General features: G+C 66.5%; 28 protein-coding genes. 19 read left to right on the forward strand and 9 right to left on the reverse strand.

What is annotated here, in order from left to right; all coding sequences use genetic code 11:
* Nucleotides 1-9 precede the first annotated feature (9 nt).
* From AB4Z10_RS23680 to AB4Z10_RS23695, 4 genes are all read left to right on the forward strand, one after another.
* Nucleotides 10-786 (forward strand): SDR family NAD(P)-dependent oxidoreductase, encoded by a 777-nt coding sequence (locus AB4Z10_RS23680; protein ID WP_441472858.1) that lies wholly within the window; start codon nucleotides 10-12, stop codon nucleotides 784-786.
* Complete coding sequence (locus tag AB4Z10_RS23685; protein ID WP_441472859.1) at nucleotides 767-1282, forward strand: NUDIX hydrolase; 516 nt, start codon at nucleotides 767-769, stop codon at nucleotides 1280-1282. Before AB4Z10_RS23680 ends, AB4Z10_RS23685 begins: the two co-directional genes overlap by 20 nt.
* The gene (locus AB4Z10_RS23690) at nucleotides 1279-1722 is read left to right on the forward strand and encodes a TIGR02301 family protein (RefSeq protein WP_441472860.1); all 444 of its coding nucleotides are present in this window, start codon (nucleotides 1279-1281) and stop codon (nucleotides 1720-1722) included. The genes AB4Z10_RS23685 and AB4Z10_RS23690 overlap by 4 nt, the downstream gene beginning before the upstream one ends.
* Nucleotides 1723-1905: 183 nt before the next feature.
* The gene (locus tag AB4Z10_RS23695) at nucleotides 1906-2175 is read left to right on the forward strand and encodes a hypothetical protein (RefSeq protein ID WP_441472861.1); all 270 of its coding nucleotides are present in this window, start codon (nucleotides 1906-1908) and stop codon (nucleotides 2173-2175) included.
* A gap of 134 nt (nucleotides 2176-2309) precedes the next feature.
* Here AB4Z10_RS23695 and AB4Z10_RS23700 read toward each other — a convergent pair whose 3' ends face one another.
* From AB4Z10_RS23700 to AB4Z10_RS23715, 4 genes are all read right to left on the reverse strand, one after another.
* The gene (locus AB4Z10_RS23700; protein WP_441472862.1) at nucleotides 2310-3596 is read right to left on the reverse strand and encodes an RNA polymerase sigma factor; all 1287 of its coding nucleotides are present in this window, start codon (nucleotides 3594-3596) and stop codon (nucleotides 2310-2312) included.
* 62 nt (nucleotides 3597-3658) lie between these two features.
* On the reverse strand, nucleotides 3659-4084 hold the full coding sequence (locus AB4Z10_RS23705; protein WP_441472863.1) for a YciI family protein: 426 nt from the start codon (nucleotides 4082-4084) through the stop codon (nucleotides 3659-3661).
* A 73-nt stretch (nucleotides 4085-4157) separates the two neighbouring features.
* On the reverse strand, nucleotides 4158-4580 hold the full coding sequence (locus AB4Z10_RS23710; protein ID WP_441472864.1) for a YciI family protein: 423 nt from the start codon (nucleotides 4578-4580) through the stop codon (nucleotides 4158-4160).
* A gap of 182 nt (nucleotides 4581-4762) precedes the next feature.
* Nucleotides 4763-6103, reverse strand: coding sequence for a dihydroorotase (locus tag AB4Z10_RS23715; protein WP_441472865.1), 1341 nt, complete (start codon nucleotides 6101-6103; stop codon nucleotides 4763-4765).
* A 150-nt stretch (nucleotides 6104-6253) separates the two neighbouring features.
* Here AB4Z10_RS23715 and ygfZ point away from each other — a divergent pair, with 150 nt between their 5' ends.
* Genes ygfZ through AB4Z10_RS23730 form a run of 3 tightly spaced genes read left to right on the forward strand, consistent with a single transcriptional unit; the run spans nucleotide 6254 to nucleotide 8402 of the window.
* Nucleotides 6254-7153: a CAF17-like 4Fe-4S cluster assembly/insertion protein YgfZ gene (ygfZ, locus tag AB4Z10_RS23720; RefSeq protein ID WP_441472866.1), complete on the forward strand. Its 900-nt coding sequence runs from the start codon at nucleotides 6254-6256 to the stop codon at nucleotides 7151-7153.
* A complete protein-coding gene (locus tag AB4Z10_RS23725) occupies nucleotides 7150-7776 on the forward strand; it encodes a DNA-3-methyladenine glycosylase I (protein ID WP_441472867.1) in 627 nt (208 codons plus the stop codon). Before ygfZ ends, AB4Z10_RS23725 begins: the two co-directional genes overlap by 4 nt.
* Nucleotides 7776-8402, forward strand: coding sequence for a YfbR-like 5'-deoxynucleotidase (locus AB4Z10_RS23730; protein ID WP_441472868.1), 627 nt, complete (start codon nucleotides 7776-7778; stop codon nucleotides 8400-8402). Before AB4Z10_RS23725 ends, AB4Z10_RS23730 begins: the two co-directional genes overlap by 1 nt.
* On the opposite strand, the gene AB4Z10_RS23735 is transcribed toward AB4Z10_RS23730, so the two are convergent.
* Entirely contained in the window at nucleotides 8377-9744 is a 1368-nt protein-coding gene (locus AB4Z10_RS23735; RefSeq protein WP_441472869.1) for a pilus assembly protein TadG-related protein, read from the reverse strand. The two genes, AB4Z10_RS23730 and AB4Z10_RS23735, sit on opposite strands and share 26 nt — an antisense overlap.
* Before the next feature lie 254 nt (nucleotides 9745-9998).
* Between AB4Z10_RS23735 and aceB the strand changes: the two genes are divergently transcribed.
* Nucleotides 9999-11606: a malate synthase A gene (gene aceB / locus AB4Z10_RS23740; RefSeq protein WP_441472870.1), complete on the forward strand. Its 1608-nt coding sequence runs from the start codon at nucleotides 9999-10001 to the stop codon at nucleotides 11604-11606.
* Between the two features lie 62 nt (nucleotides 11607-11668).
* Here the strand turns inward: aceB and AB4Z10_RS23745 are convergent, their stop codons facing one another.
* Genes AB4Z10_RS23745 through AB4Z10_RS23755 form a run of 3 tightly spaced genes read right to left on the reverse strand, consistent with a single transcriptional unit; the run spans nucleotide 11669 to nucleotide 13041 of the window.
* The gene (locus AB4Z10_RS23745) at nucleotides 11669-11830 is read right to left on the reverse strand and encodes a hypothetical protein (RefSeq protein WP_441472871.1); all 162 of its coding nucleotides are present in this window, start codon (nucleotides 11828-11830) and stop codon (nucleotides 11669-11671) included.
* A 48-nt stretch (nucleotides 11831-11878) separates the two neighbouring features.
* Nucleotides 11879-12823 (reverse strand): dihydrodipicolinate synthase family protein, encoded by a 945-nt coding sequence (locus tag AB4Z10_RS23750; RefSeq protein ID WP_441472872.1) that lies wholly within the window; start codon nucleotides 12821-12823, stop codon nucleotides 11879-11881.
* 8 nt (nucleotides 12824-12831) lie between these two features.
* Complete coding sequence (locus AB4Z10_RS23755; RefSeq protein ID WP_441472873.1) at nucleotides 12832-13041, reverse strand: hypothetical protein; 210 nt, start codon at nucleotides 13039-13041, stop codon at nucleotides 12832-12834.
* 175 nt (nucleotides 13042-13216) lie between these two features.
* Here AB4Z10_RS23755 and AB4Z10_RS23760 point away from each other — a divergent pair, with 175 nt between their 5' ends.
* The 8 genes from AB4Z10_RS23760 (at nucleotide 13217) to AB4Z10_RS23795 (ending at nucleotide 20112) form a co-directional block, all read left to right on the forward strand.
* The gene (locus AB4Z10_RS23760; RefSeq protein WP_441472874.1) at nucleotides 13217-14263 is read left to right on the forward strand and encodes a DUF3616 domain-containing protein; all 1047 of its coding nucleotides are present in this window, start codon (nucleotides 13217-13219) and stop codon (nucleotides 14261-14263) included.
* Nucleotides 14264-14268: 5 nt separating this feature from the next.
* A complete protein-coding gene (locus AB4Z10_RS23765) occupies nucleotides 14269-14829 on the forward strand; it encodes an NUDIX hydrolase (RefSeq protein ID WP_441472875.1) in 561 nt (186 codons plus the stop codon).
* 158 nt (nucleotides 14830-14987) lie between these two features.
* On the forward strand, nucleotides 14988-15887 hold the full coding sequence (locus AB4Z10_RS23770; RefSeq protein WP_441472876.1) for a hypothetical protein: 900 nt from the start codon (nucleotides 14988-14990) through the stop codon (nucleotides 15885-15887).
* 138 nt (nucleotides 15888-16025) lie between these two features.
* Nucleotides 16026-16310 (forward strand): metal-sensing transcriptional repressor, encoded by a 285-nt coding sequence (locus AB4Z10_RS23775; RefSeq protein WP_441472877.1) that lies wholly within the window; start codon nucleotides 16026-16028, stop codon nucleotides 16308-16310.
* A gap of 25 nt (nucleotides 16311-16335) precedes the next feature.
* Entirely contained in the window at nucleotides 16336-17448 is a 1113-nt protein-coding gene (locus tag AB4Z10_RS23780) for an S-(hydroxymethyl)glutathione dehydrogenase/class III alcohol dehydrogenase (RefSeq protein WP_441472878.1), read from the forward strand.
* 198 nt (nucleotides 17449-17646) lie between these two features.
* Nucleotides 17647-18483, forward strand: coding sequence for an S-formylglutathione hydrolase (fghA, locus tag AB4Z10_RS23785; RefSeq protein WP_441472879.1), 837 nt, complete (start codon nucleotides 17647-17649; stop codon nucleotides 18481-18483).
* Nucleotides 18484-18812: 329 nt separating this feature from the next.
* Nucleotides 18813-19049 carry a hypothetical protein gene (locus AB4Z10_RS23790; protein ID WP_441472880.1) on the forward strand — a complete coding sequence of 79 codons (237 nt, stop codon included), beginning with the start codon at nucleotides 18813-18815 and terminating at the stop codon, nucleotides 19047-19049.
* Between the two features lie 208 nt (nucleotides 19050-19257).
* Complete coding sequence (locus AB4Z10_RS23795; RefSeq protein ID WP_441472881.1) at nucleotides 19258-20112, forward strand: outer membrane protein; 855 nt, start codon at nucleotides 19258-19260, stop codon at nucleotides 20110-20112.
* Nucleotides 20113-20187: 75 nt separating this feature from the next.
* On the opposite strand, the gene gpmI is transcribed toward AB4Z10_RS23795, so the two are convergent.
* On the reverse strand, nucleotides 20188-21702 hold the full coding sequence (gpmI, locus tag AB4Z10_RS23800) for a 2,3-bisphosphoglycerate-independent phosphoglycerate mutase (RefSeq protein WP_441472882.1): 1515 nt from the start codon (nucleotides 21700-21702) through the stop codon (nucleotides 20188-20190).
* Nucleotides 21703-21817: 115 nt separating this feature from the next.
* Between gpmI and AB4Z10_RS23805 the strand changes: the two genes are divergently transcribed.
* The 3 genes from AB4Z10_RS23805 (at nucleotide 21818) to AB4Z10_RS23815 (ending at nucleotide 25106) form a co-directional block, all read left to right on the forward strand.
* Nucleotides 21818-22567 carry a haloacid dehalogenase type II gene (locus tag AB4Z10_RS23805; protein WP_441472883.1) on the forward strand — a complete coding sequence of 250 codons (750 nt, stop codon included), beginning with the start codon at nucleotides 21818-21820 and terminating at the stop codon, nucleotides 22565-22567.
* Nucleotides 22568-22585: 18 nt separating this feature from the next.
* Nucleotides 22586-23272: a glutathione S-transferase family protein gene (locus tag AB4Z10_RS23810; RefSeq protein ID WP_441472884.1), complete on the forward strand. Its 687-nt coding sequence runs from the start codon at nucleotides 22586-22588 to the stop codon at nucleotides 23270-23272.
* A gap of 160 nt (nucleotides 23273-23432) precedes the next feature.
* On the forward strand, nucleotides 23433-25106 hold the full coding sequence (locus AB4Z10_RS23815; RefSeq protein ID WP_441472885.1) for a formate--tetrahydrofolate ligase: 1674 nt from the start codon (nucleotides 23433-23435) through the stop codon (nucleotides 25104-25106).
* The last annotated feature ends 29 nt before the right edge of the window (nucleotides 25107-25135 follow it).

Genomic DNA, 25135 nt, shown 5'->3' on the forward strand with positions numbered 1-25135 from the left:
TCCAGCCCCATGGCGATGCCGAAGTTCGATTTTCCGAAGACCGAGCCGGGCAAGCGCCCGGTCATGCTGCTGACCGGAGCGAGCCGCGGAATCGGCCATGCCACGGTGATGCAGTTCGCCATGGCGGGCTGGCGTATCCTGTCCTGCTCGCGCCAGGGCTTCTCCGAGAAGTGCCCCTGGCCCTCTGGTGCCGACGACCATGTCCAGATCGACCTCGGCGATCCCGAGGACACGATGCGCGGCATCGCCGAGATCAAGAAGCGGCTGGCCGTCGAGGGCGGCAAGCTGAATGCGCTGGTCAACAATGCCGGCATCTCGCCGAAGGGGCGCAACGGCGAGCGGCTCGGCGCCGCCACCACCTCCTTCAACGACTGGCACAAGGTCTTCCAGGTCAATTTCTTCGCGCCGATCATGCTGGCGCGCGGACTGCTCGACGAACTCACCGCCGCGAAGGGCGCGATCGTCAACGTCACCTCGATCGCCGGCTCACGCGTCCACCCCTTCGCCGGTGCCGCCTATGCCACCTCCAAGGCGGCTCTCGCCAGCCTCACCCGCGAGATGGCCGCCGATTTCGGGGCGTTCGGCATCCGCGTGAACTCGATCTCGCCGGGCGAGATCGATACCGCCATCCTCTCGCCGGGCACCGAGAAGATCGTCGCCACCCTGCCGATGAAGCGGCTCGGCAAGACCGACGAGGTCGCCAAGGCGATCTATTTCCTCTGCACGGACGCCTCGAGCTACGTCACCGGCTCGGAGCTGCACATCAATGGCGGACAGCACGTTTGACGCCGGTCAGCGCGCCATGAGCAAGGATGGCGGCCAGGTCATCCGCTTCCCCATGCCCGGCCGCGCGGCGGCTCGGCCCGTGCTCGCAGCGTCGGTCGCCGTCTTCCGCGAAGGCAAGGTGCTGCTGGCGACCCGCACCAAGCCGCCGGCCGACCAGCTCTGGTCGCTGCCCGGCGGCAAGGTCGAGGCCGGCGAGACGCTCGAGCAGGCGGCGCTGCGCGAACTCGACGAGGAGGTCGGCGTGACCGCCCGCATCCTCGGCTTCAACCGCCATGTCGAGATCTTCGGCCGCGATGCCAAGGGCGCCGTGACGCATCACTTCGTCGTCGCCTCCTTCGTCGGCGAATGGCTTTCCGGCGAACCGCAACCGGGCCCGGAGGCAGGCGCCGTGATGTGGGCCGATCCCCTGAAGATCGGCGGGCTCGCCACCACGCGCGAACTCGGCGACGTGCTGCGCCGGGCTCACAGCCTCTTCGCGGCCAGCGGGTCGGCATGAGGCGCGGCGCTCGCGCTTCGGCCGTTCTGGCCCTTGCCGTGCTCGCGCCGCTGGTTTCGCAGGCGCAGCAGCGAACGCCGCAGCCGGCGAAACCGCCCGCAGCCAAGCCTGCCGAACCGCCCGTCCAGGAGCCGGACGGCCCGCCCTATGAGCCGCAACTGCTCCAGCTCGCCGAGATCATGGGCTCGCTCGCCTATCTGCGCACGCTCTGCGGCGGCAAGGAGGCTCAGGATTGGCGCGCCCGCATGGCCGCCCTGATCGAGGCCGAAGGGCGCACCCCACAACGGCGCGACCGCCTGACCGCCGCTTTCAACCGCGGTTTCAAGGCCTATTCGCTGACCCACCGTTCCTGTACCGATGCCAGCCAGGAAGCCTCCGCGCGTCTCGCGGCTGAAGGCGAGGCCCTGTCGCGGGCGCTGGCCAGCCGCTATGGCGGATAGGCAACAGCTGTTGCCCGAATGCGATCTTCGGTGGAATTCTTCCGGTCGCGTTAACCTTTCTTAAACACCGCGGTAGCGTGCCGCTCTGGCACGGCCTATGACTTGAGTGTCGCCCAACCGTCGCGAACCGGGTCACAACCGGCGCGATTCGCATCAGATAGAAGGCCGCAGAGTCCCATTTCGATGCCAATCCAGCCCGAAGACACGATGCTCGACCCGAATCTCGCCGAAGACCATGGCGATGCGCGCCGCGTCGCCTACGGCTACGTCGAGGACGCCTTCACCGAAGCCCAGCAGGACGGGCTCGATTCGGATGCACTCGCCCATGCCGCGCTCTTTGCTGCGCTCCGCACCCTGGTCGAGACCTATGGCGAGGAAGCCACCGCCGTCTTCACCGAGGCCCTGCCCGAGAAAGTTCGCTGCGGCGCCTTCACCACCGGCACGCGGCACTGAATCCAGGCGTCATTCTCGGGCGAAGCGAAGCGCAGACCCGGGAATCCCGGGACGGACAAGTGCGGAAGCCTCGGTTGGCATGAGATGCCCGGGTCAAGCCCGGGCATGACGGCTTAAGGCCTGGTGAGACATTCTCAGCTCGATGCGGCCCTGCAGGCACCAGCCCGTGCCGCTGCTGCTCGTTCTTCCATCAACGCTCGCTCCTTGACGTTGCGCGTCAGTGCTACAGCCTGCTCGAAGGCCGCAGCCGCCTCGGCAAGCCGGCCGAGCTTGGACAGCAGGTCGCCGCGCACGCTCGGCAGGAGATGGTAGCGCTTGAGCGACGGCTCGGTCGCCAGCGCTTCGACCAGTTCCAGCCCTGCTGCCGGCCCTTCAGCCATGCCGACCGCCACGGCCCGATTGAGCTCGACGATCGGCGACGGCATCACCCGGCCGAGCACCGCGTAGAGCGCCGCGATTCGCTGCCAGTCGGTCTCTTCCGCCGTGCGCGCACGGGCATGGCAGGCGGCCAGTGCCGCCTGCAGCAGATAGGGACCCGGCAAAGTGCCGGCGAGCCGCTCCGCCCGTTCCAGCGCCGCGAGCCCTCGTCCGATCAGAAGCCTGTCCCAGCGCGCGCGGTTCTGGTTGAGCAGCAGGATCGGCTCGCCATCGGGGCCGACGCGCGCCCGGAGTCGTGAAGCCTGCAGCTCCATCAGCGCGACAAGACCGAGCACCTCCGGTTCCTCCGGAGCCCGCGCCGCCAGGATGCGCCCGAGCCTCAGCGCTTCCTCGCACAGCGCCGGCCGCACCCAGTCCTGCCCGGCTGTCGCGGCATAGCCCTCGTTGAAGATCAGATAGATCACCTCCAGCACCGAGGCGAGCCGCTCCCCGAGTTCGGCGCCGCCGGGCACCTCATAGGGGACCTTCGCTTCGCTCAGCGTCTTCTTCGCCCGCACGATGCGCTGCGCCATCGTCGGTTCGGGCACCAGGAAGGCACGTGCGATCTCCTCGGTCGTCAGCCCGCCGAGCAGCCTGAGCGTCAGCGCCAGGCGCGCCTCCTTGGGGAGGACCGGGTGGCAGGCGGTGAAGATCAGCCGGAGCAGGTCGTCGCCGACCTCATCGTCGAGGGCGGCATCGAGATCGGGCATGGCCGGGCCGTCATTTTCGAGGTCGCGGCCGAGCTCTTCCTGCTTGCGCCGGGCCATCATCTCGTGGCGGGCGGCATCGAGCGCGCGATGCTTCGCGACCTGCATCAACCAGGCGGCGGGATTCCGGGGCACGCCCTCCTGCGGCCACTGCTTCAGCGCCGCGACGAGCGCTTCCTGCGCCAGCTCCTCGGCCCGGCCGACATCGCGGGTCAGGCGCGCAAGGCCCGCGATCAGCCGGGGCGACTCCATGCGCCAGACCGTCTCGATGGTGCGGTGTGCATCGCTGCCCGACATGGGAAGCGATACACACCATCAGCGCATCGGCTGGCAAGTGGCCCAGGCAAGGCGTCGATCGCTCAGCCCTGCCCCTCGGACTCGGCCTTGAGCCGGTCCCACTGCGCCGCCGTCTCCGGCGTGACGATCTCGCCGAAATCGGCCAGTTCGAACAGCGGCCGGATTTCGATCTCGGACGGACCCGGCATCGGATTGGGGCAGCGCTTGACCCAGGCGATCGCCTCGTCGAGCGATTGGCACTCCCAGAGCCAATAGCCTGCGACGAGCTCCTTGGTCTCGGCGAAGGGCCCGTCGACGACGGAGCGCTTGGCGCCGTCGAATTGGACGCGCGCGCCCTTCGAGCTGGGCTGCAAGCCGTCGCCGCCCTTCATGATGCCGGCTTTCACCAGCTCTTCGTTATAGGCCATCATCGCCTCGAGCAGCTCCTGGCTCGGCGGAGCGCCGGCTTCGCTGTCCTTCGTCGCCTTGACCATCACCATGAAACGCATCGGTTTTCTCCTTCGAGAGACGGGGGCGTAGCCTGCACCGTCCGTTGAGCTGGGTTTGGGGTATCGGGCCGGCTCAGCCGGGACGTTTCTCGAATTCGGCGCGCAGGTTTTCCTTCCGTTCGCGCCGCTCCGGCGTCACCATCTCGCCGAGATCCTCCATCTCGAAGACGGGCCTGAGCTCGATCTCGGTGCCGCCGTCGAAGGGCGCGCGCTTGAGCCATTCGACCGCTTCGTCGAAGGACTTCACCTGCCAGAGCCAGAAGCCGGCCAGCAGTTCCTTGGTCTCGGCGAAGGGGCCGTCGGTGATCGCCCGCTCGCTACCCGAGAAGCGCATGCGCAGCCCCTTCGATGTCGGGTGCAGGCCTTCCGCGGCGAGCAGGATGCCGGCCTTGATCAGTTCCTCATTGTAGACGCCCATCTTCGCGAAGACGTCCGGATCCGGCATCACGCCGGCTTCGCTGTCCTTGCTCGCCTTGACCAGAACCATCACACGCATCGGTGTTCTCCTTGGGTTTGGGAGAACCGGGCGGCTTCGGCGCGAACCGCCGAAACCCGTTCTCTGACTGCACGTCGAACGGGCGCGGCTGGAATCGACAGCGCCGGAAATCTTTTTTCGATTTTTTTGCGGAGCCGCCCGCGCGCTCATCCGGAGCTGAACGCGGGCGGCGCCGATCCGTTTCAGGCGCTGCGCGGCAACGCCTCCAGGAAGCGGGCCGGCTCACCCTGCGACGGGGTCGTCAATTCACCCTCCCACATCACCTTGAGGCCACGAACGAAGGTGCCGACCGGCCAGCCGGTGACGGTCACGCCGTCATAGGGCGTCCAGCCGCATTTCGAGGCGATCCAGTCATTGGTGATCGTCTCCCGGCGCTTGAGGTCGACGATCGTGAAATCGGCATCGTAGCCGACCGCGATCCGGCCCTTGCCTTCCAGTCCGAAGATGCGCTGCGGCCCATGGCTGGTCAGGTCGACGAAGCGCTCCAGCGTCAGCCTGCCGGCATTCACATGGTCGAGCATGATCGGCACCAGCGTCTGCACGCCCGGCATGCCGGAATGGCTTGCCGGATAGGCATGGTGCTTCTCCTCATGAGTATGCGGCGCATGATCGGAACCGAGCACGTCGACGATGCCCTGTTCCACGCCCCACCAGATGCGCTGGCGATGGCTGTCGTCGCGGATCGGCGGGTTCATCTGGGCGTAGGTGCCGAGCCGCTCGTAGCAATCCGGCGCAACCAGCGTCAGGTGGTTCGGCAGAACCTCCACCGTCGCGACATCCTTGTGGTCTTTCAGGAAGACCATCTCCTCGCCCGTCGAGATATGCAGGATATGGACGCGCGCACCGGTCTCGCGCGCGATGCGCACCAGCCGCGTCGTGCAGGTCAGCGCGACCTCGGGCGAGCGCCAGACCGGATGGCTTGCCGGATCGCCCTCGACGCGCAGGCCCATGCGCTCGCGCAGCATCGTCTCGTCCTCGGAGTGGAAGGCGGCGCGCCGGCGGGTGCGCTTGAGGATCTCGGCGACGCCCTTGTCGTCTTCGACCAAAAGATCGCCGGTGGACGAGCCCATGAACACCTTGATGCCGGCCGCCCCCGGCAGCCGCTCGAGCTCCGGCACGTCGGCAGCGTTCTCATGCGTGCCGCCGACCCAGAAGGCGAAGTCGCAATGCATGCGGTGCCGGCCGCGCCGGATCTTGTCGGCCAGCGCCTCCGGCGTCGTCGTCTGCGGGATGGTGTTCGGCATCTCGAAGACGCAGGTCACGCCGCCGAGGGCGGCAGCGCGCGAGCCCGTCTCCAGATCCTCCTTGTGGTCGAGCCCCGGCTCGCGGAAGTGCACCTGGCTGTCGATCACGCCCGGCAGGATGTGCAGGCCGGTGCAGTCGACCGTCTCGCCGGCCGAGGCCTGGGAGAGATCGCCCAGCGCCATGATCTTGCCGCCGGTGATGCCGATGTCGCGCGCGACGCGGCCATCCTGGTTGACCACCGTGCCGCCCTTGAGGATGACGTCATAGGTCTGGGGCATGGCGGTTCTCCGGGCGGTTGAGCAAAGGGCCGATGCGGCCTACCTATCGGCAGTCTCGCCGTCCCGAAAGCGGAAACAGCTTTCGGGTGGCGCGATCATCCCTTTCGGCCGCACGAGCCCGGCATGGAATCAGAACTGGAACGGCTGCCTATGTCCGCAACCCGATTGATCGATCGCGGCGTCATCCGCGTCAGCGGCGAGGATGCCCGCGACTTCCTGCAGAACATCGTCACCAACGAGATGGACGAGGTGACACCCGAACGGGCCGGCTATGGCGCACTGCTGACACCGCAGGGCAAGATCATCTGCGATTTCTTCGTCGTCGCGCTGCCGGCGGAAGACGGGGGCGGCTTCCTGCTCGACACCCCCCTGCTCCAGACCGCCGATCTGATGAAACGCCTGAAACTCTACAAGCTGCGCGCCAAGGTAGCTCTGGAAGACCTCACCGAGAAGAGCGCCGTGCTCGTCTCGGCGGACGGAGCGCCGCTGCCGGGAGAGGCCGGCTTCGTCTATGACGACCCGCGCCTGCCGGCGCTCGGCCAACGGGCCATCGCCGATGTCGAGGGCATCGATGAACTCGTCACGGCCGAGCCCGACGCCTACCACGCCCGCCGCATCGCGCTCGGTATTCCCGCAGGCGGTCGCGATTTCCCCTATGGCGACACCTTCCCGCACGAAGCCCTGCTCGACCAGCTCGGCGGCGTCTCCTTCAAGAAGGGCTGCTATATCGGGCAGGAGGTCGTCTCCCGCATGCAGCATCGCGGCACGGCCCGCACCCGCGTCGTTCCGATCGCCTTCGACGACGGCATCGTCGCCGAGACCGGCGTGGAAGCGACCGCCGGCGGCAAGATGCTCGGCAGCATCGGCTCGGGGGCGAACGGCAAGGCGCTCGCCATGCTCCGCCTCGACCGGCTGGCCGATGCATTGGTGGCAGGCGAGACGCCGCTCGGTGGCGGCCTCGCCTTCCATCTCGCTGACAAGCCCGATTTCATCCGCTTCCCCTTCCCCGGCGAGCCGGGCTTCGGAGCCGCCGCAGGAGTCGCCTTATGAGCGAAGAACGCATCGCGATCGAAGGGCCGGACGGCAAGTTCCGCTGCCGCTGGCCGGGAACGGACCCGCTTTATCTCGCCTATCACGACACCGAATGGGGCGTGCCGGAATATGATTCCCGTGCACTCTGGGAGAAACTGATCCTCGACGGTTTCCAGGCCGGCCTCTCCTGGATCACGATCCTGCGCAAGCGCGACGCCTTCCGCACCGGCTTCGCCAGCTTCGAGCCGGAAGCCGTCGCACGCTTCGGCGAGGCCGATGTCCAGCGCCTCCTGGCCGACCCCGGCATCATCCGCCATCGCGGCAAGATCGAAGGCACGATCAAGAGCGCGCAGGCCTATCTCAGGATCAGCGAGCGCGAGCCCTTCGCCGATTTCCTCTGGAAGCATCTCGACGGCCGCGTGCTGCAGAACGCCTTCCGTACCCATGAGGAGGTGCCGACGCAGACCAAGTTTTCGGAGGCTATGGCCAAGGAACTGAAGAAGGCCGGCTTCACCTTCTGCGGCCCGACCATCGTCTATGCCTTCATGCAGGCCTGCGGGCTGGTCAACGACCATCTCACCGGCTGCTTCCGCTACACCGAATGCGCCGAATTGGCGCGCGACTCCCGTCCCGCCGCCTGATGTCCCGCACGCCTGAACCGCCGCGTGCCTGGCAGCGCATGCTTTCGGGCCGGCGGCTCGATTTGCTCGATCCCTCTCCGCTCGACATCGAGATCGAGGACATCGCCCATGGACTCGCCCGCGTCGCCCGCTGGAATGGGCAGACGCGCGGCGCGCATTCCTTCTCGGTGGCGCAGCATTGCCTGCTGGTCGAGGCTATCGCGGGCTTCCTGTATCCGGACTGGAGCGAGGCGTGGCGGCTGATGGCGCTGCTGCACGACGCGCCGGAATACGTCATCGGCGACATGATCTCGCCGTTCAAGGTTGTGATGGGCGATGCCTACAAGAGCGTGGAGCTGCGCCTGCTCACGGCGATCCACCTGCGCTTTGGCCTGCCTGCAACCACACCGGCGATGCTGAAGCGCAAAACGAAGGAGGCCGACACCATCGCCGCCTTCTTCGAGGCGACGCAGCTCGCCGGTTTCGACCGTCCGGAGGCGCTGAAATTCTTCGGCCGGCCGCAGGCGCTGCCGGCCGAAGTCCTGGCCTGGCTCGACCCGCTGGACACCGAGACGGCGCAAGCGCGCTTCCTGGCGCGCTTCGCCGAACTCGGCGGCGGCCTCAGTGCGTCAGACGCACTGCGCTGATCTCGTTGGCGATCGACTTGAAGATCGGGCTGAGCTGCGAGGCGCTCGTCACCTCATAGTACATGGTCGAATCTGTGGCACAGTTGCGCAGCATCGCCGCGTTTCCATCCATGACGCGGATCGTATAGACGCTGACGCCGGCCGCCTTGACGTTTGCGCAGGCAAGTTTCGTTCGAGCATCGATATTTGGATTGGGGGTGCTACCGTCGCCTTCGAAACGGTTCTGGGTGTTGTCGCCGTCGGTCAGCAAGATCATGTACTTCTTCAGCCGCGGCTCCGTATTTGGCTTGGCCTCCGTGTAGGGCGCGCCGGTCGACAGCGTTGCCCAGCCCCAGACTGCGCCGATGGTGACGTTGGTGGCGCCGACTGGTGTCATCGTATCGATCTTGGCCGTCAGCGCCGTCCAGTCGGAACTCAACCCCATCGTTTGCGCCAGCGAGGTTTGGCCACACCAGGTCGCCGGATACTGCTGGGCGCTGGCGGAATACGCCCCGCCATCGGTGACGTCGTAGCTCTGGTCCCGGTCGGCTATGCAGCCCTCAGTCTTGACCCAGTTAGCCTTCGTCAGGGTCTCGGTGCAGGTCGTCACGCCCTTGCTGGTCTTGCAATTCGAAATTGTGGGGTCGGACGCAGCCGCACCGCTAGGCGCCTTGCAGTTGTTGCCGTTCTTGTCGCAGGTCATCGTCACCGACCGGGTCATGCCGTAGCGAATCCACGGCTCGTCCTTCAAGGCGCGGTCGATACGAACCTGCGTGTTGAACGGCACGATCGAGATCCGAATCTGATCCGTTTCGATCGCAGCGTCCTTCATAATCTGAATCAGATCCTTCGACGCCTGTTTCAGCGCCGTCATCTTTCCCGAGGACGACATCGAGCCCGTATTGTCGAGCACCAGGGCCAGCTCGATCTTGTTCGTTCCCCAGGTCGATTGGCTGTCACTGGCGACAGGAATGTACTGAGGTCCAAGCACGCGCCCGATCGTCGTCTCCACATTGGCGTTCGCCGTGATCTTGATCGTTCGCGCCGTGCGGTCGATCACCACGTTCGCACCGGTGAATTCACTCTTCGCGCTCGCCGGCAGATTGTCGCGGATCCAGGAATCGATCCGATCCCTGAGTTGCCCGTCCGTCAGCTTCTGGGCGTCGCGCGCCGCCATCAGCGAGGCGGAATCGATCGCCGAGCTCAGCGCCTGGCGGGCGTTGCTGGCGCGCGAGTAGTCGACGGTGACGCCGACGATGCCGATGAGCGGAAGCGTCAGGAAGCCGGTCATGACGAGCACGTTGCCGCGCTGGTCGCGGCGGAACCGCCGCATTAATTCCGAAATGAAAGCGAGCTTGACCATGACATCTCATCCTGGGCCGGATTGCCGCATTGAGCCGGATGAGGGTTGGGGCTCGGAGCTTACGAATTGCTAAAATCGATTCATGGAACTCGGCCCTATCTGCGCATTTTTTGGGAAAAGAAGTGCCGTTGCGTCATCCCGCCTTCCACACGCCGATAATTATTTCTCACATGGAATAAGTGAAAATCATTTTTCTCCATTCCGAAAACAATCATTTCGCGGAACAGTGCGTTCAGATCACCAAAGGAGCAGCCATGTCGGACACCCCCACTCTCTCCCTTCCGCCGGGCGTCGTCATCAAGGGCGCCGTGCAGCCGCGCTTCGACGAGATCCTCACCACGGAAGCGCTCGCCTTCGTCGCTGAGCTGCATCGCCGCTTCAACGAGACGCGCAAGCGCCTGCTCGCCCTCCGGGCCGAGCGCCAGAAGCGCTTCGACGCCGGCGAAACGCCGGATTTCCTGGCCGAGACCAGGCACATCCGCGAAGGCGACTGGAACGTCGCGCCGATCCCGGCCGATCTGCAGGATCGCCGCGTCGAGATCACCGGCCCGGTCGACCGCAAAATGATCATCAACGCGCTGAACTCCGGCGCGAAGGTCTTCATGGCCGATTTCGAGGACGCTTCCTCCCCGGTCTGGACCAATATGGTCGAGGGCCAGATCAACCTCAGGGATCGCTGGGCGGGCAAGATCGACTTCACCGATCCCACGAGCGGCAAGGACTACAAGCTCGGCGCCAAGCCGGCCGTGCTGATCATCCGCCCGCGCGGCTGGCATCTGCCGGAGCGCCACATCGAGATCGACGGCGAGGAAGCCTCCGGCTCGCTGGTCGATTTCGGGCTCTATGTCTTCCACAATGCCAAGGCGGCGCTGGCGGCCGGTTCGGGCCCCTATTTCTACCTGCCAAAGCTCGAGAGCCACCTCGAGGCCCGACTCTGGAACGACGTCTTCGTCGCGGCGCAATCGGCGCTCGGCCTGAAGAACGGCACGATCAAGGTGACCGTCCTGATCGAGACCCTGCCGGCCGCCTTCGAGATGGACGAGATCCTCTACGAGCTGCGCGAGCACATCGCGGGCCTCAACTGCGGCCGCTGGGACTACATCTTCTCCTTCATCAAGAAGCTCGCCCGCAACAAGGCCTATGTCCTGCCGGACCGCTCGCAAGTCGTGATGTCCAAGGCCTTCCTGCGCGCCTATTCGCTGCTGCTGATCAAGACCTGCCACAGGCGAGGCGCCTTCGCGATGGGCGGCATGGCCGCGCAGATTCCGGTCAAGAACAATCCCGAAGCGAACGCCGCAGCCTTCGCCAAGGTCAAGGCGGACAAGGAGCGCGAGGCTGGCGACGGCCATGACGGCACCTGGGTCGCCCACCCCGACCTCGTTCCCGTGGCGATGGAGGTCTTCGACCGGCTGATGCCCCAGGCGAACCAGCTCGGCAAGAAGCGCGACGACGTGAACATCGGCACCAGGGACCTGCTGGAAGTCCATCAGGGCACGCGCACCGAGGAAGGCTTCCGCGAGAACATCCGCGTCGGCGTGCAGTATATCGAGGCATGGCTGCGCGGCCGCGGCGCGGTGCCGATCTACAACATGATGGAAGACGCCGCGACCGCCGAGATCAGCCGCGCCCAGATCTGGCAATTCGTCCAGTATGGCGTCGAGCTCGAAGGCGGCGTGAAGGCAGATGCGGCGCTGTTCAAGCGCTGCCTGCCCGAGGAAATGGAGCGGGTGAAGGGCGAGCTGGGGGCAGACGTCTATGCCAAGGGCCGGTTCCCGGAAGCGATCGCGCTGTTCGAGACACTGTCGCTCGCGCCGAACTTCGAGGACTTTCTCACCGTCCCGGCCTACGCCAAGCTGGGCTGAATCCGGGTCCGGTCAGTCGATCCAGGGCGCCGCTGCGAAGCGGCGCCCTTTCGTTTGCGCGGTCAGTGCAGGTGCCACCAGACCCGCCCGCCAATGACGACGGCGAGCAGGGCGACCGACCCGAAGAGATGCAGCAGGTCGGCCTTCCAGCTGCCGCTCGATGAACCGCGGACATGCTGGTAGATCGCCTCCCGGCGACGGCGATAGGTGCCGATCGTGGTCATTGAAGTCTCCATCCGATCATTGCAGGCGCTTCGGCGCCCACGCCGGGTTCAGGCGCGGCAGGGCGCCCCCGCCGCACCGCTCCGCGTCGCCGCCATCGCCGTGCCGGCGAGCGGGCGCGGCAGATCCTCGATCGCGTCGCGCATGAGGGCTGTGAGCTCCGGCCGCGCCGGCGTGAGCGGCGCGCGACAGGCAGCGCCGATCTCCGGGTGAAGCATCGACAGGGCGAGCTTGACGAGCACCGGATCGGGCTCCCGGGCCAGCAGGTCGAGCAGCGGGACGAGACGCCGCTGCAGGATCTGCGCCTGCCCGTAGAGTTCGGAGCGCGCGGCGCTCTCCAGCCGCGCCAGCCAATGCGGCGCGAGATTGCCGACGCTGGTGACGGCTCCGCAGCCGCCCGCGAGCAGATAGGCGGGGATCGTCTCGGCCGCGCCGGTCAGCCGCATGAACCGGCGGTCGCGCAGCCGGGCGATCCGGTCACAGCGAACGAGATCGCCGTGCCGCTCCAGGATGCCGACGATATTCGCGGCGCCTTCCAGGCGCTCCAGCGTCTCCGGCGCGACCTCGACGCCGCAGCGGTCCGGATCGTTGTCGAGAATGATCTCGAGACCCGTCGCCTGCGCCGCCGCGAGCGCATGGGCCGCGAGGCCCGCCTGCGTCGGCCGGTTGTAATAGGGCATGCGCAGCAGCAGGGCCGAGGCGCCGGCCTTCTCGGCAGCGGCGATCTCGGCGATCGTCTCGGCCGTGGCATAGCTGCCGACGGCCGCGATCACCGGGAAATGCCTGCCGGCGATGAGGCGGGCGGCAGCACAGAGTTCCCTGCGCTCCGCCTCGTTCAGGGTCGGGCTTTCGCCCGTGGCGGTGCCGATCACGATACCGTCGGCGCCCTGCGCGATCTGCCAGTGAATGAGGCGTTCCAGAGCGCCGTAGTCGATCGCGTCCTCATCGAAGGGCGTGACCAGCGCGGTGAACATGCCGTGTAGCCAGTGGTTCATGGCGCGCCTCAGAGCAGCCTCAGCGTCTTCGCCGTCATGCGGACCGCGCGCGGCCGGTGGCCGGTCTCGAAGACGGCATAGCGCAGCGCGGTGCCGCGGTCGGCGAAGATGCCGCCGCCGCGACCATGGGTCTCGACGGCCAGCCAGTGCCCTTCGATGTCTCGCCCGACCAGAAACTGGAGCGGACCGCCGAAGGATTTGCGAGGGATACTGAACATCATCCTGTTTCCCGAACGGTCTTCCAGACCGCACGGACAAGGTATTTTTGCCGCCATAGGCATTCGAGACGTAGCGAAGCGCGACAACATCAACGATGCATAAAAACTGCGACGCCGCTTTTGACTTCCGCGGGCCGCTCGCGCTCAATCCGCCCGTCTCTCCTGGATTCGCCGCATGCGCCCCCGCCTACTCTCCCTCCTCGCCGCCGCCCTCCTCGGCGCTTCCTTCGCCCATGCCGCGACGCTCGCACCCGAACAGCGGTTCAGGACGCTGGGGGACTTCTCGGGCAAAAGGCCGGGCAGGGTGGCGCACGATGTCAGCGGCCTCGCCTGCATGCCGGTCGCGAACGGAGCCCAGCGCTGCCTGCTGATCAATGACGAGGGCTCCTTCGCCCAGTTCGCCCGGATCGCCGAGAACCGCATCACGCCCGGCGCGACCCTGCCGGTCGTCGGCACGGACGCCTCGCCCGACACGCTCGGCCAGCCGCCGCAGGGCATCTGCCGGGCGCCCGGCCGCTTCGCCGAACTCGATGGCGAGGCCGTCGCCTATGCGGATGGCGCTTTCTATCTGGCCGGTTCCCATGGCTGCTCGCGTAACAAGGGCGAGTTCCGCCTCTCCGCCTTCCATCTGGCGCGGATCAAGGTCGACGCCGAAGGCGCCCCGACCGGACGCGTCGAGCTGACCTATCGCTTGAGCGACATGCTGCGCCAGGCTAGCGAGGCGGGCGCTTTCTTCGGCCGCAGCCTGATGGACGACAACGGGCTCAATGTCGAAGGCATCGCCGTCATCGGCGATACGCTCTGGGCCGGCCTGCGCGCGCCTTCGCTCGGCAATCGCAGCTTCCTCGTCGGCGCTTCGCTCGCAGCGCTCTTCGCACCGGGGCATGCTGCCGCGACAACCGCTCCGACTGTGGTGGCACTGCCTGCCGGGCGCGATCGCGGCATCCGCGACCTGGCCCCCCTGCCCGATGGACGGCTGCTCGCGCTGCTCGGCCCGGCGCAGGACCAATCGCTGCCCTATTCCCTGATGCTGGTCGATACGTCCCGGCCGGAGGCAGCCGCACCCCTCGGCGAGCTGCCGGCCCGTGGCGAAGGCAAGGCGGAATCCCTGACGATCCTGGCGGAAAGCCGCGGCGCGCTCACCGTGCTGATCGGCTATGACGGCCGCAAGAACGGCCATTTCGAATCCTACCGCCTGCCTCTGCCTGGCCAGACCCGTTGATCGCCATGGATTTTCACTCCCGCCTTGCCCGCGCCGTCGCGCGCTACCGTGCCGAGGTCGCCGGCCCGCGCGAGCATCTCTCGCTGCTGCGCTGGCAGATGGCGGAGGGTCACACCCTCGACCGCCGCGACACCTTTCCCGGCCATCTCACCACCAGCGCCTTCGTGCTCTCCCCCGACCATGCGCAGGTCCTGCTGATCGACCATGTCGTGATCGGCCGCTGGCTCCAGCCCGGCGGTCATTGGGAGGAGGCCGAGCATTTCCATCTGTCGGCTGCGCGCGAAGCCGAGGAGGAGACCGGCGTCCAGGGCCTGACGCTGCATCCCTGGCACGCGGGCGGCGACGTGCCCTTCACCATCGACAGCCACGACGTGCCGGGCAAGCCCGCGCGCGGCGAGCCCGACCATATCCATCACGACCTGCAATATCTCTTCCTCGCCGACCCCACCCGGCCGCTCGTCGCGCAGGTCGAGGAGGTTCACGCCGCCGCCTGGAAGCCCGTCGCGGCCTTGGCCGAGATCGCGCCACGCGCCCTGGAACGGCTCTCGCGCCTGCCAAAGCGCTGACTGTTGCAGCGCAACAACATCGGGCCGGATTGCGGAAACGCCTATGGCTCTTTTATCGCGCCGGGTCCGGACCCACGGCATGGTTCATTCAAGGATGAATTAGATATTGCAAACGATTTGCAATAGCGTATTGATCCGTGACCTCCCCGGAGCCCGCTATGCCTTCGAAAGCCCTCGCTCTCGCCCTGATCGCTACTGCTGCGTCAGCCTCTGCCTTTGCCGCTGATCTGCCGTCCCGCAAGACCGCTCCCGCACCGGCGCCAGTCGTCTCGGCCTGTACCGAGAGCGAAGGCATTCCGACTGACGCATTCGGCTTCACCACCGGCTCGGATGTCGCGGAGAAGGGCGCCTTCGGCCCCAGCCTCACCTATAACGGCGCGTTCGGCACGCGCGTCGGCTCCTCGAACGGCCACGGCCTCACCCTGCAGGGATCCTACGGGCTCTTCCCCTGCTTCGAGATCGGCCCCTATGTGCTGGGCTCCTTCACCAATGCTTCGGCCAACGGCATCGGCGCCGACGCGCGCGCCATCGGCGCCGGCGTCGAGATGAAGTACAAGCTGCTCGGCCGCGACATGCACGGGCTCGGCTTGACCCTCGTGATCGACCCCAGCTTCAACCGCGCCGATCCGGACGGCGCCGGCCGCTTCACCACCTACAACACCGGCATCCGCCTCTTCGCCGACAAGACGCTGATCCCCGGAACGCTCTATGCGGCGCTCAACCTCTCGCAGGATCTGACCTGGACCGGCCCCTCGCCCTATCAGCGCTCCTCGACCCTCACGGTCGCTGGTTCGCTCTCCTGGCAGGTCTCGGACGGACTCTATCTCAGCGGCGAAGTCCGCCACATGCGCGCCCATAACGAGCTCGGCTTCGGTAATGAGGCGGGCTACGCCACCTTCGCCGGCCCCGGCATCTTCTGGCAGGCGACGAAGCAGCTCGCACTCTCGGCCGCCTACAACATCCAGGTCGCCGGCAAGGCCAAGGGCGAGCCCGGCAATCTCGACCTGACCAATTTCGGCCAGCATCTCGTCAAGGTGAAGCTCGGCTACAGCTTCTGAGCCTTCTGAACATCGCGCCTGCGCAAGGGCGGCAGCGGCAACGCTGCCGCCCTTTTTCATGTCGGCAAGTCGCCCGCGTTGACATACTCCCCCCGAGTACCATAGCGTAACTGGCAGATCGAAGCTCGACATGTCGCCATGCCTCATACGCCGGAAGAGAAGAAGCGCGCCGTCACGCGGCTGCGCCGGATCAGGGGGCAGGCCGACGCCCTGATCGCCGCCGTGGAACGCGGCGAGGAATGCGGCGCCCTGCTCCAGCAGCTCGCCGCGCTGCGCGGCGCCGCGACCGGGCTGATGGCGGAGGTGCTGGAGAGCCACCTGCGCGAAACCATGCACGGCACCGCCGGCCCGGCAAAGACATCCCCCGATGACGCCGACGAGGTCGCCGCGATCATGCGGGTCATCCGCCCCTATCTGAAATGACCGTTCGCAAGGAAGGAAACACCCCATGAAAACCCGCGCCGCCGTCGCCTGGGAAGCCGGCAAGCCGCTTACCATCGAAACCATCGAGATCGGTGGCCCCAAGGCCGGCGAGGTCCTCGTCGAGGTCATGGCGACCGGTATCTGCCACACCGACGCCTACACGCTCTCGGGTCTCGATTCCGAGGGCAAGTTCCCGGCGATCCTCGGCCATGAGGGCGCGGGCATCGTGCGGGAGGTCGGCGCCGGAGTGACGACGCTGAAGCCCGGCGACCATGTCATCCCGCTCTACACGCCGGAATGCCGCAGCTGTAAGTCCTGCCTGTCGCGCCGGACCAATCTCTGCACCTCGATCCGCGCGACCCAGGGCCAGGGTGTGATGCCGGACGGCACCTCGCGCTTCTCCTGCGACGGCGGCGAGGTCTTCCACTACATGGGCTGCTCGACCTTCGCGAATTTCACGGTCCTGCCCGAGATCGCGCTCGCCAAGGTCCGCGAGGACGCACCCTTCGACAAGATCTGCTACATCGGCTGCGGCGTCACCACCGGCATCGGCGCCGTGATCTACACCGCCAAGGTCTGGCCGGGCGCCAATGTCGTGGTCTTCGGCCTCGGCGGCATCGGCCTCAACGTCATCCAGGGCGCGCGCATGGTCGGCGCCGACAAGATCATCGGCGTCGACATCAATCCGGCCAAGCAGGAGATGGCGCGCAAGTTCGGCATGACCGACTTCATCAACCCGGCCGAGGTCGGCAACGACAAGGTCGTGCAGGCGATCGTCGACCTGACCGGCGGCGGCGCCGATTTCTCCTTCGACGCCACCGGCAACACCAATGTGATGCGCCAGGCGCTGGAATGCTGCCATCGCGGCTGGGGCGAGTCGATCATCATCGGCGTCGCCGAGGCCGGCAAGGAGATCGCCACCCGCCCGTTCCAGCTCGTCACCGGCCGCGTCTGGAAGGGCACCGCCTTCGGCGGCGCGCGCGGGCGCACCGACGTGCCGAAGATCGTCGACTGGTATATGGAAGGAAAGATCAACATCGACGACCTGATCACTCACAAGCTCACGCTGGAGGAGATCAATCACGGCTTCGACCTGATGCATGAGGGCAAGTCTATCCGCAGCGTCGTGGTCTACTGAGGCACGCCGCTTTCTGGCCTTATCGATAGGGCACGGAGCCATCGTCATCCCGGACAAGCGGTGAAGCCGCGTCGATCCGGGCTCCATCGTAGAGCAAAGTTCCTCACGATGGATCCCTGATCTCCGCTTCGCTGCGCCCGGGATGACGGCGCAGGTTAAGCTGCATTGTCGCAGGCGCTCGACCGAAAGGAACTCATCATGGAACTCCTCTCCTCCTCGAAGGCCTTCGGCGGCTCCCAGCGTGTCTACCGTCACGAGAGCGCGGCCTGCGCCTGCCCGATGACCTTCGCGGTCTATCTGCCGCATCAGATCGAGGATGGGCCGGTTCCGGTGCTGTGGTACCTTTCGGGCCTGACCTGCACCCATCAGAACGCCATGGACAAGGGTGAGTACCGCGCCGCGGCTGCCGCCAACGGCATCGCCATCATCTGCCCGGACACCAGCCCGCGCGGCGAAGCCGTGCCGGATGAGCCCGACAACTGGCAGTTCGGCTCGGGCGCCGGCTTCTATCTCGATGCCACCCAGGAGCCCTACGCCCGCAACTACCGGATGGAGAGCTACATCCGCGACGAGCTGCCCGCGCTGGTCACCAAGAACTTTCCGCTCGACATGAGCCGGCAGGGCATCTTCGGCCACTCCATGGGTGGGCATGGGGCGATCACGCTCGCGCTCAAGAATCCCGGGCGCTACGCCTCGGTCTCGGCTTTCGCGCCGATCACCCAGCCCTCGACCGCGGGCTGGTCCCGGCCTGCATTCGAGAAATATCTCGGCCCCGACGAAACGACCTGGCGCGCCTATGATTCAACCCTGCTGATCGCGGACGGGCATCGCATCCCGGATCTCCTCGTGGACCAGGGCACCGCCGACGGCTTCCTCGACGAGGGCCTGCGCCCGCAATTGCTCGAAATCGCCTGCGCCACGGCCGGCATCCCGCTGCAGCTGACGATGCGGGACGGCTACGACCACTCCTACAATTTCGTCTCGACCTTCATGGCGCAGCATATCGCCTGGCACGCCGAGCGGCTGTTCGCCTAGAGCATCGGATCGAAGAGGTCCGCCGCGAATTCGAGGATATGGCGGCAAAGGGCCGCCAGACTGCCAACCGGAAGGCGGCTGTCGGCTCAGGCCCAACCGCCGCAGATGCGGTCGCGGCAAGGGGCTGAGCTGGCCGCTCTCAGCCCCGATCGGGAAAGGCACGGGACGGAGAACGTCCTCCCGGTCGAACCGGCCATGCGCGCAATTCATCCAAATGAAGGATGCCGGTTAACGTCATTTAAGGCCAAGTATCCTCGGGGGGCCACGGGTGCGGCCTATCAATGATGGATGTGCAGATCGCTCACCTGAATGAGCGCGGGAATTTTTTTGTGATCGTTCCGGTCGAAAGTTCCTTCGGCGCGCAGACCCGCGTGGCGCAGGAGGCCGCGATCGACAGGATGCGGCTTGCAGCGATGACCGCGCGCCTCAACGGCACGGTTGTCCCCGTCTGGCAGGATGGCAACCGCCTCGCTTTTCGGGCGCCCCAGCGCTTTCACAGCTTCTTCAGGAGCCTGTCGCTGCCGATCATCCGCAGCAAGCTGAATGCGACTCTGCCCTGCCAGTGACCAGGCAGTCTCCCTGCCATCGCCCTCGCCTCGGATCTCGGCCACGCCGAAATCAGAAAGATTTCGTTAAGCATTCGGGCGCTGTTCAGGCAAAAGTAAGGTTAGCCGTTAGGGTTAAGGGTCATTTAAGAAATGTCTGACAGGTTCTTCCCGTTGGTAACTCGCGCGGGCTGCGTTCTTGCGCCGCGCAAACGCGAAGGACACTGCCATGGGCAGCCTGAAAACTCTCGCGCTGGCGGGCGCCCTGGCCCTCGGTGCCTCCGTCGCGGCGCACGCAGCCGATCTGGCCTACGCACCGCCGCCTCCCCCGCCTGAGCCCCTCGGCCTCAAGGGCACGATCTCCGGCGGCTTCTACCTGCGCGGCGATATCGGCGTCGGTGTCCAGAGCGTCGGGAAATACTTCCAGGAAGATGTCGCCCAGTTCGGTGGCAGATTCTTCGGCAAGACCGACAACTCGGCCTTCTTCGCCGGCCTCGGCATCGGCTATCGCTTCAACAACTGGCTCCGCTTCGACGTCACCGGCGAGTATCGCGGCTCCACCTCGATCGGGGTGAACGACATCGTCTTCAACCCCTTCATCAACGACAACCAGACCAACACCTACAAGGGCAACCTGTCCTCGCTGGTCACGCTGTTCAACGGCTACATCGACCTCGGCACCTGGAACTGCCTGACGCCGTATATCGGCGCCGGCATCGGCTTTACGCAGAACCGCATCAGCGGCCTGACCGACCAGGGCTCGGTCGCCGGCTTCCCGACGCTGGGCTATGCGAACAACGGCACCAAGACCAACGTCGCCTGGGCGCTCATGGCCGGCCTCGGCTACGAGGTGAACAAGAACCTCACCCTCGAACTCGGCTATCGCTACCTCAACCTCGGCGACGGCCAGTCGGGCCGCATCCAGAACGCCTTCCTCCCCGAGAGCTATGGCCCGCTCAAGGCCAAGGACCTCGACAGCCACGACTTCCGCATCGGCATGCGCTGGAACTTCGGAGACCCGAACTGCTGCGGCACTCCGGAGCCGGTCGCCTATGCGCCGCCGCCGGTGGTGCGCAAGTACTGAGACTGACCCAACGACCAAAAAACGAAACGGCGCGGATCATCTCCGCGCCGTTTTGCTTTTGCCGGTCGCCCCGCCTCAGCGCAGCAGCGACCGCCCGGTCATCTCCGCCGGCTGCTCCAGCTCCATCAACGCGAGCAAGGTCGGCGAGATGTCGGCAAGGCGCCCATCCGCCAGCGCCTTGGCCTGTCCGCCGATCAGCATCACCGGCACCGGGTTCGTCGTGTGCGCGGTATGCGGCTTGCCGGTCTGCGGATCGACCATCAGCTCGGCATTGCCGTGATCGGCCGTGACGAGCAGCGCCCCGCCCTGCCGCTGCACCGCTTCGGCGATCGCACCCAAGCCTGCATCGACCGTCTCGACCGCCTTGATCGCCGCCGCCAGCACGCCGGTATGGCCGACCATGTCGGGATTGGCGAAGTTGAGCACGACGAGATCGTAGCGGCCGGTCTCGATCGCCTCGACTGCCTTGGCGGTCAGCTCCGGAGCCGACATTTCGGGCTGCAGATCATAGGTCGCGACCTTGGGCGACGGCACCATCACCCGCTCCTCGCCGGCATAGGGTGTCTCCTCGCCGCCGTTGAAGAAATAGGTGACGTGCGGATACTTCTCCGTCTCCGCCATGCGGACCTGCGTCCGGCCCGCCCCGGCGACCGTCTCGCCCAGCCCGTTGGCGAGTGTCTGCGCCGGGAAGAGCGCCGGCATGATCTTGTCGAGCTCGGCGCTGTAGGAGGTCATGCTGACCGCCTTGACGAGCTTCGGCACGCGCGGACGCGCGAAGCCGTCGAAAGCTGGCTCCAGGACCGCATTCAGGATCTCGCGGATGCGGTCCGAGCGGAAGTTGAAGCTGAGCAGCCCGTCGCCATCCTTCATGCCGGCATAGCCGCCGATCGCCGCCGGCAGGATGAATTCATCGGTGACCTTGCCGGCATAGGCGACCGCGATCGCCGCATCGGCCGTGTCGAAGGCCTCGCCCTCTCCCAGCACCATCGCTCGCCAGGCCTTCTCGACCCTCTCCCAGCGATTGTCGCGGTCCATCGCATAGTAGCGGCCCGAGACGCTGGCGATCACCGCCTCTGGCGGCAGTGCGGCGGCAAAGGCCTTGACGTAGTCGGCGGCCGATTGCGGCGGCGTATCACGTCCGTCGGTGAAGACATGGACCCGAACCGGGATGCCCTGCTTCGTCAGGATATGGGCAAGCGCGACGGCATGGTCCTGATGGGCATGGACGCCGCCCGGCGAGACGAGACCAAGCAGATGGCAGGCACCACCGCTCGCCTTGAGTTCAGCGACGAGACCGGAGGCAGCGAGCGCGGCCTCGATCGAACCGTCGGCGATCGCCTGGTTGATCCGCGGCAGGTCCTGCATCACCACCCGGCCGGCGCCGAGATTGAGATGGCCTACCTCGGAATTGCCCATCTGGCCTTCGGGCAGGCCGACATCGAGCCCGGAGGTGCGCAGGAAGGCATGCGGGCAACTCGCCCAGAAACGATCGAAATTCGGGGTCTTCGCCAGCCGCACGGCGTTGTCTTTGCTGTCGTCGCGCCAGCCCCAACCGTCGAGGATCATCAGCATCACGGGGCGAGGCGGCATCGGCTTACCTGTCGGCATCGGTGAAGGATGGTTGTGCGGATATCACGCACCACCTCGCCTATGCGAGTGCTAAGAAAGCGGCGGAACCGCGGCGAAGCCCCGATGGGAGGCAGCGATGACGATCAAGGCGCTGGTTTTCGATGCCTATGGCACGCTGTTCGACGTGCAGTCCGTCGCAGGCGTCACCGACCGGGCTTTTCCGGGGCACGGCGCGGCGATCACGCAGATCTGGCGGCTGAAGCAGCTCGAATACACCTGGCTGCGCGCCCTGATGGACCGCTACGAGGATTTCTGGACCGTCACGCGCGACTCGCTCGACTTCACCTTGCGGACGCTCGGCCTCTCGGCGCCGCCGAATCTCGTTTGGCAGATTGCCGAGGCCTATGACGCGCTCGCTCTCTACCCGGAGGCGCGGGCAGCGCTGGAAGGGCTCGCCTCGCACCGCCTCGCCATCTTCTCGAACGGCAGCCCGGCGATGCTGAAGCGGCTCGTCGCCCATGCCGGCATCGGCGAACTGCTGGAAACCGTGATCAGCGTCGACGAGATCGGCGTCTACAAGCCTGACCCGCGCGGCTATGCCCATGTCGAGAAGCGGCTCGGGCTGGCGCGCGAGGAGATCCTCTTCGTCTCCTCGAATGGCTTCGACATCGCCGGCGCCAAGTCGCATGGTTTCCACGTCGCCCGCATCGAGCGCGTGCCAGCGGACAGGCTGCGCTGCGAGCTGGAAACGGCAGCAACGCTCGACCCGGCCCTGATGTTCAAGGCGCTCAGGATGCAGCCTGAACAACTCGGATTTCAGGCCGACGCGACCATTGCAGCGCTGACCGATCTCGTCTCCTATGTCGCCGCACTGAGACAGGCCTGAGCGCCGCCGAGGAGCCCCATGATCAAGCTCTACTACCACCCCTCGCCCAATCCGGCGAAGATCGCGCTCTTTCTCGAGGAAGCCGGCCTGCCCTACGAGATGGTGCCGGTCGACACCCGCAAGGGCGACCAGTTCAAGCCGGAATTCCTCGCCATCAACCCCAACGCCAAGACCCCGGCTCTCACCGACGGCGACGTCACGGTTTTCGACTCGAACGCGATCCTTCTCTATCTCGCCGAGAAAACCGGGCAGTTCCTGCCGCAGGACACGCCGAAGGCGCGCGGCGAGATGCTGTCCTGGTTGATGTTCGTCGCCACCGGCATCGGCCCCTATTGCGGCCAGGCCGTGCATTTCAGCCGCTTCGCACCGGAGAAGATTCCCTACGCCATCAACCGCTATTCCCGCGAGGCCGAGCGGCACTGGGGCATCATCAACGATCTCCTCGCCCGGCGCCGCTACGTGCTCGGCGACGTCTACACGCTGGTCGACATGTCGGTCTGGGGCTGGGCGACGCGCCTTTCCTTTGCGGTGGGCGAGACCTGGCCCGAGATGTTCCCGCATGTGAAGCGCCATCTCGACGAGATCTCGGCTCGCCCCGCAGCGCGGCGCGCGGTCGCTCTCAAGGACCGGTTCGACTTCAAGGCCGATTTCGACGCCGAGGCGTTCAGGTACCTGTTCCCGCAGAACGCCCATCTCAAAGCCTGAGGCCGCCCGTGCGGTGCGCTCATCGCAGCGCGCCGCACCGCCTGTGCATCATGGCTGCCTCCGCGGCAAAAGCGCTGGCGGCCACAGGCGTTTCGCGCCAGTGTCGCCGCGGCTCTGCCCCCGGGGAGGCGCGGAGCAAGTACAGTCTCCGAGAGGACGGATGCCGACCGATATCGAGATCGCGCGCGCCGCGACGCTTCAACCTGTTGCCGCCATCGCCGAGCGCGTGGGCATTCCCTCGGAGGCGCTCAACCCCTACGGCAAGCATATCGCCAAGATCGACACGCAGGCGATCCCCGACTTCGAAACGCGGCCGGACGGCAAGCTGATCCTCGTCACCGCGATCAGCCCGACACCGGCTGGCGAAGGCAAGACGACGACGACGGTCGGCCTCGGCGACGGGCTTTCGCGCATCGGCAAGCGCGCGATGATCGCGCTGCGCGAGCCCTCTCTCGGCCCCTGCTTCGGCGTCAAGGGCGGCGCGGCCGGCGGTGGCTATTCCCAGGTCGTGCCGATGGAGCAGATCAATCTGCACTTCACCGGCGACTTCCACGCCATCACCAGCGCCCACAACCTGCTCGCGGCCATGATCGACAATCATGTCTACTGGGGCAACGGGCTGGAGTTCGACACCCGTCACATTGCCTGGCGCCGCGTGCTCGACATGAACGACCGGGCGCTGCGCTCGACGGTCTCGTCGCTCGGCGGCCCCGGCAACGGCTTTCCGCGGGAGGACGGCTTCGACATCACCGTCGCCTCCGAGGTGATGGCGATCTTCTGCCTGGCGCGTGACGCGATCGATATCGAGGAGCGCCTCGGCCGGATCGTCGTCGGCCGCACGCGCGACAAGCGCCTGATCACCGCGGCCGACCTCAAGGCGACCGGCGCGATGAGCGTCCTGCTCAAGGACGCGCTAATGCCGAACCTGGTGCAGACGCTGGAGGGCACGCCGGCCTTCGTCCATGGCGGCCCCTTCGCCAACATCGCCCATGGCTGCAATTCGGTGATCGCGACGCGCGCGGCGCTGAAGCTCGCGGACTATGTCGTCACCGAGGCCGGCTTCGGCGCGGATCTCGGCGCCGAGAAGTTCTTCGACATCAAGTGCCGCAAGGCCGGGCTCAAGCCCGCCGCGGCCGTCGTCGTCGCCACCGTGCGCGCCCTCAAGATGCATGGCGGCGTCGCCAAGGATGAACTCGGCCAGGAAAACCTCAAGGCGCTGGAAGCCGGCATGGCCAACCTCGCGCGCCATGTCGAGAACATCCGCAAATTCGGCGTGCCGCCGATCGTCGCGATCAACCACTTCACCACCGACACGGCGGCCGAGCACGATCTGATCCGCCATTACTGCCGCAACCATCTCGGTGCCGAGGCGGTCATCTGCCGGCACTGGGCCAAGGGCGGCGCCGGCGCCGAGGAGCTCGCCCGCAAGGTCGCCGCGCTCACCGACGAGGACGAGGCCGATTTCGCGCCGCTCTACCCGGACGAGATGCCGCTGCGCGATAAGCTGGAGACGATCGCGCGTGAGATCTACGGCGCGGCCGGGGTCGGCGTCGACGGCAGGCTGCGCGACCGCTTCGCGGAGCTGGAGGCAGCCGGCTTCGGCAACCTGCCGGTCTGCGTCGCCAAGACCCAATATTCCTTCTCGGCCGACCCTGCGCTGCGCGGCGCGCCCTCCGGCCATATCGTGCCGCTGCGCGAGCTCAGGCTTTCGGCCGGCGCGGGTTTCGTCGTCGCGATCTGCGGGGACATCATGACGATGCCCGGCCTGCCGCGCCAGCCGGCCGCCGAGCGCATCCATATCGATGCGCAGGGGCGGATCGAAGGCTTGTTCTGACGGCTCCGCCAACCGGCAGCGTCACGCCT

This window comes from Allobosea sp. RAF48 (assembly GCF_052114025.1).
Classification (GTDB): Bacteria; Pseudomonadota; Alphaproteobacteria; order Rhizobiales; family Beijerinckiaceae; genus Allobosea.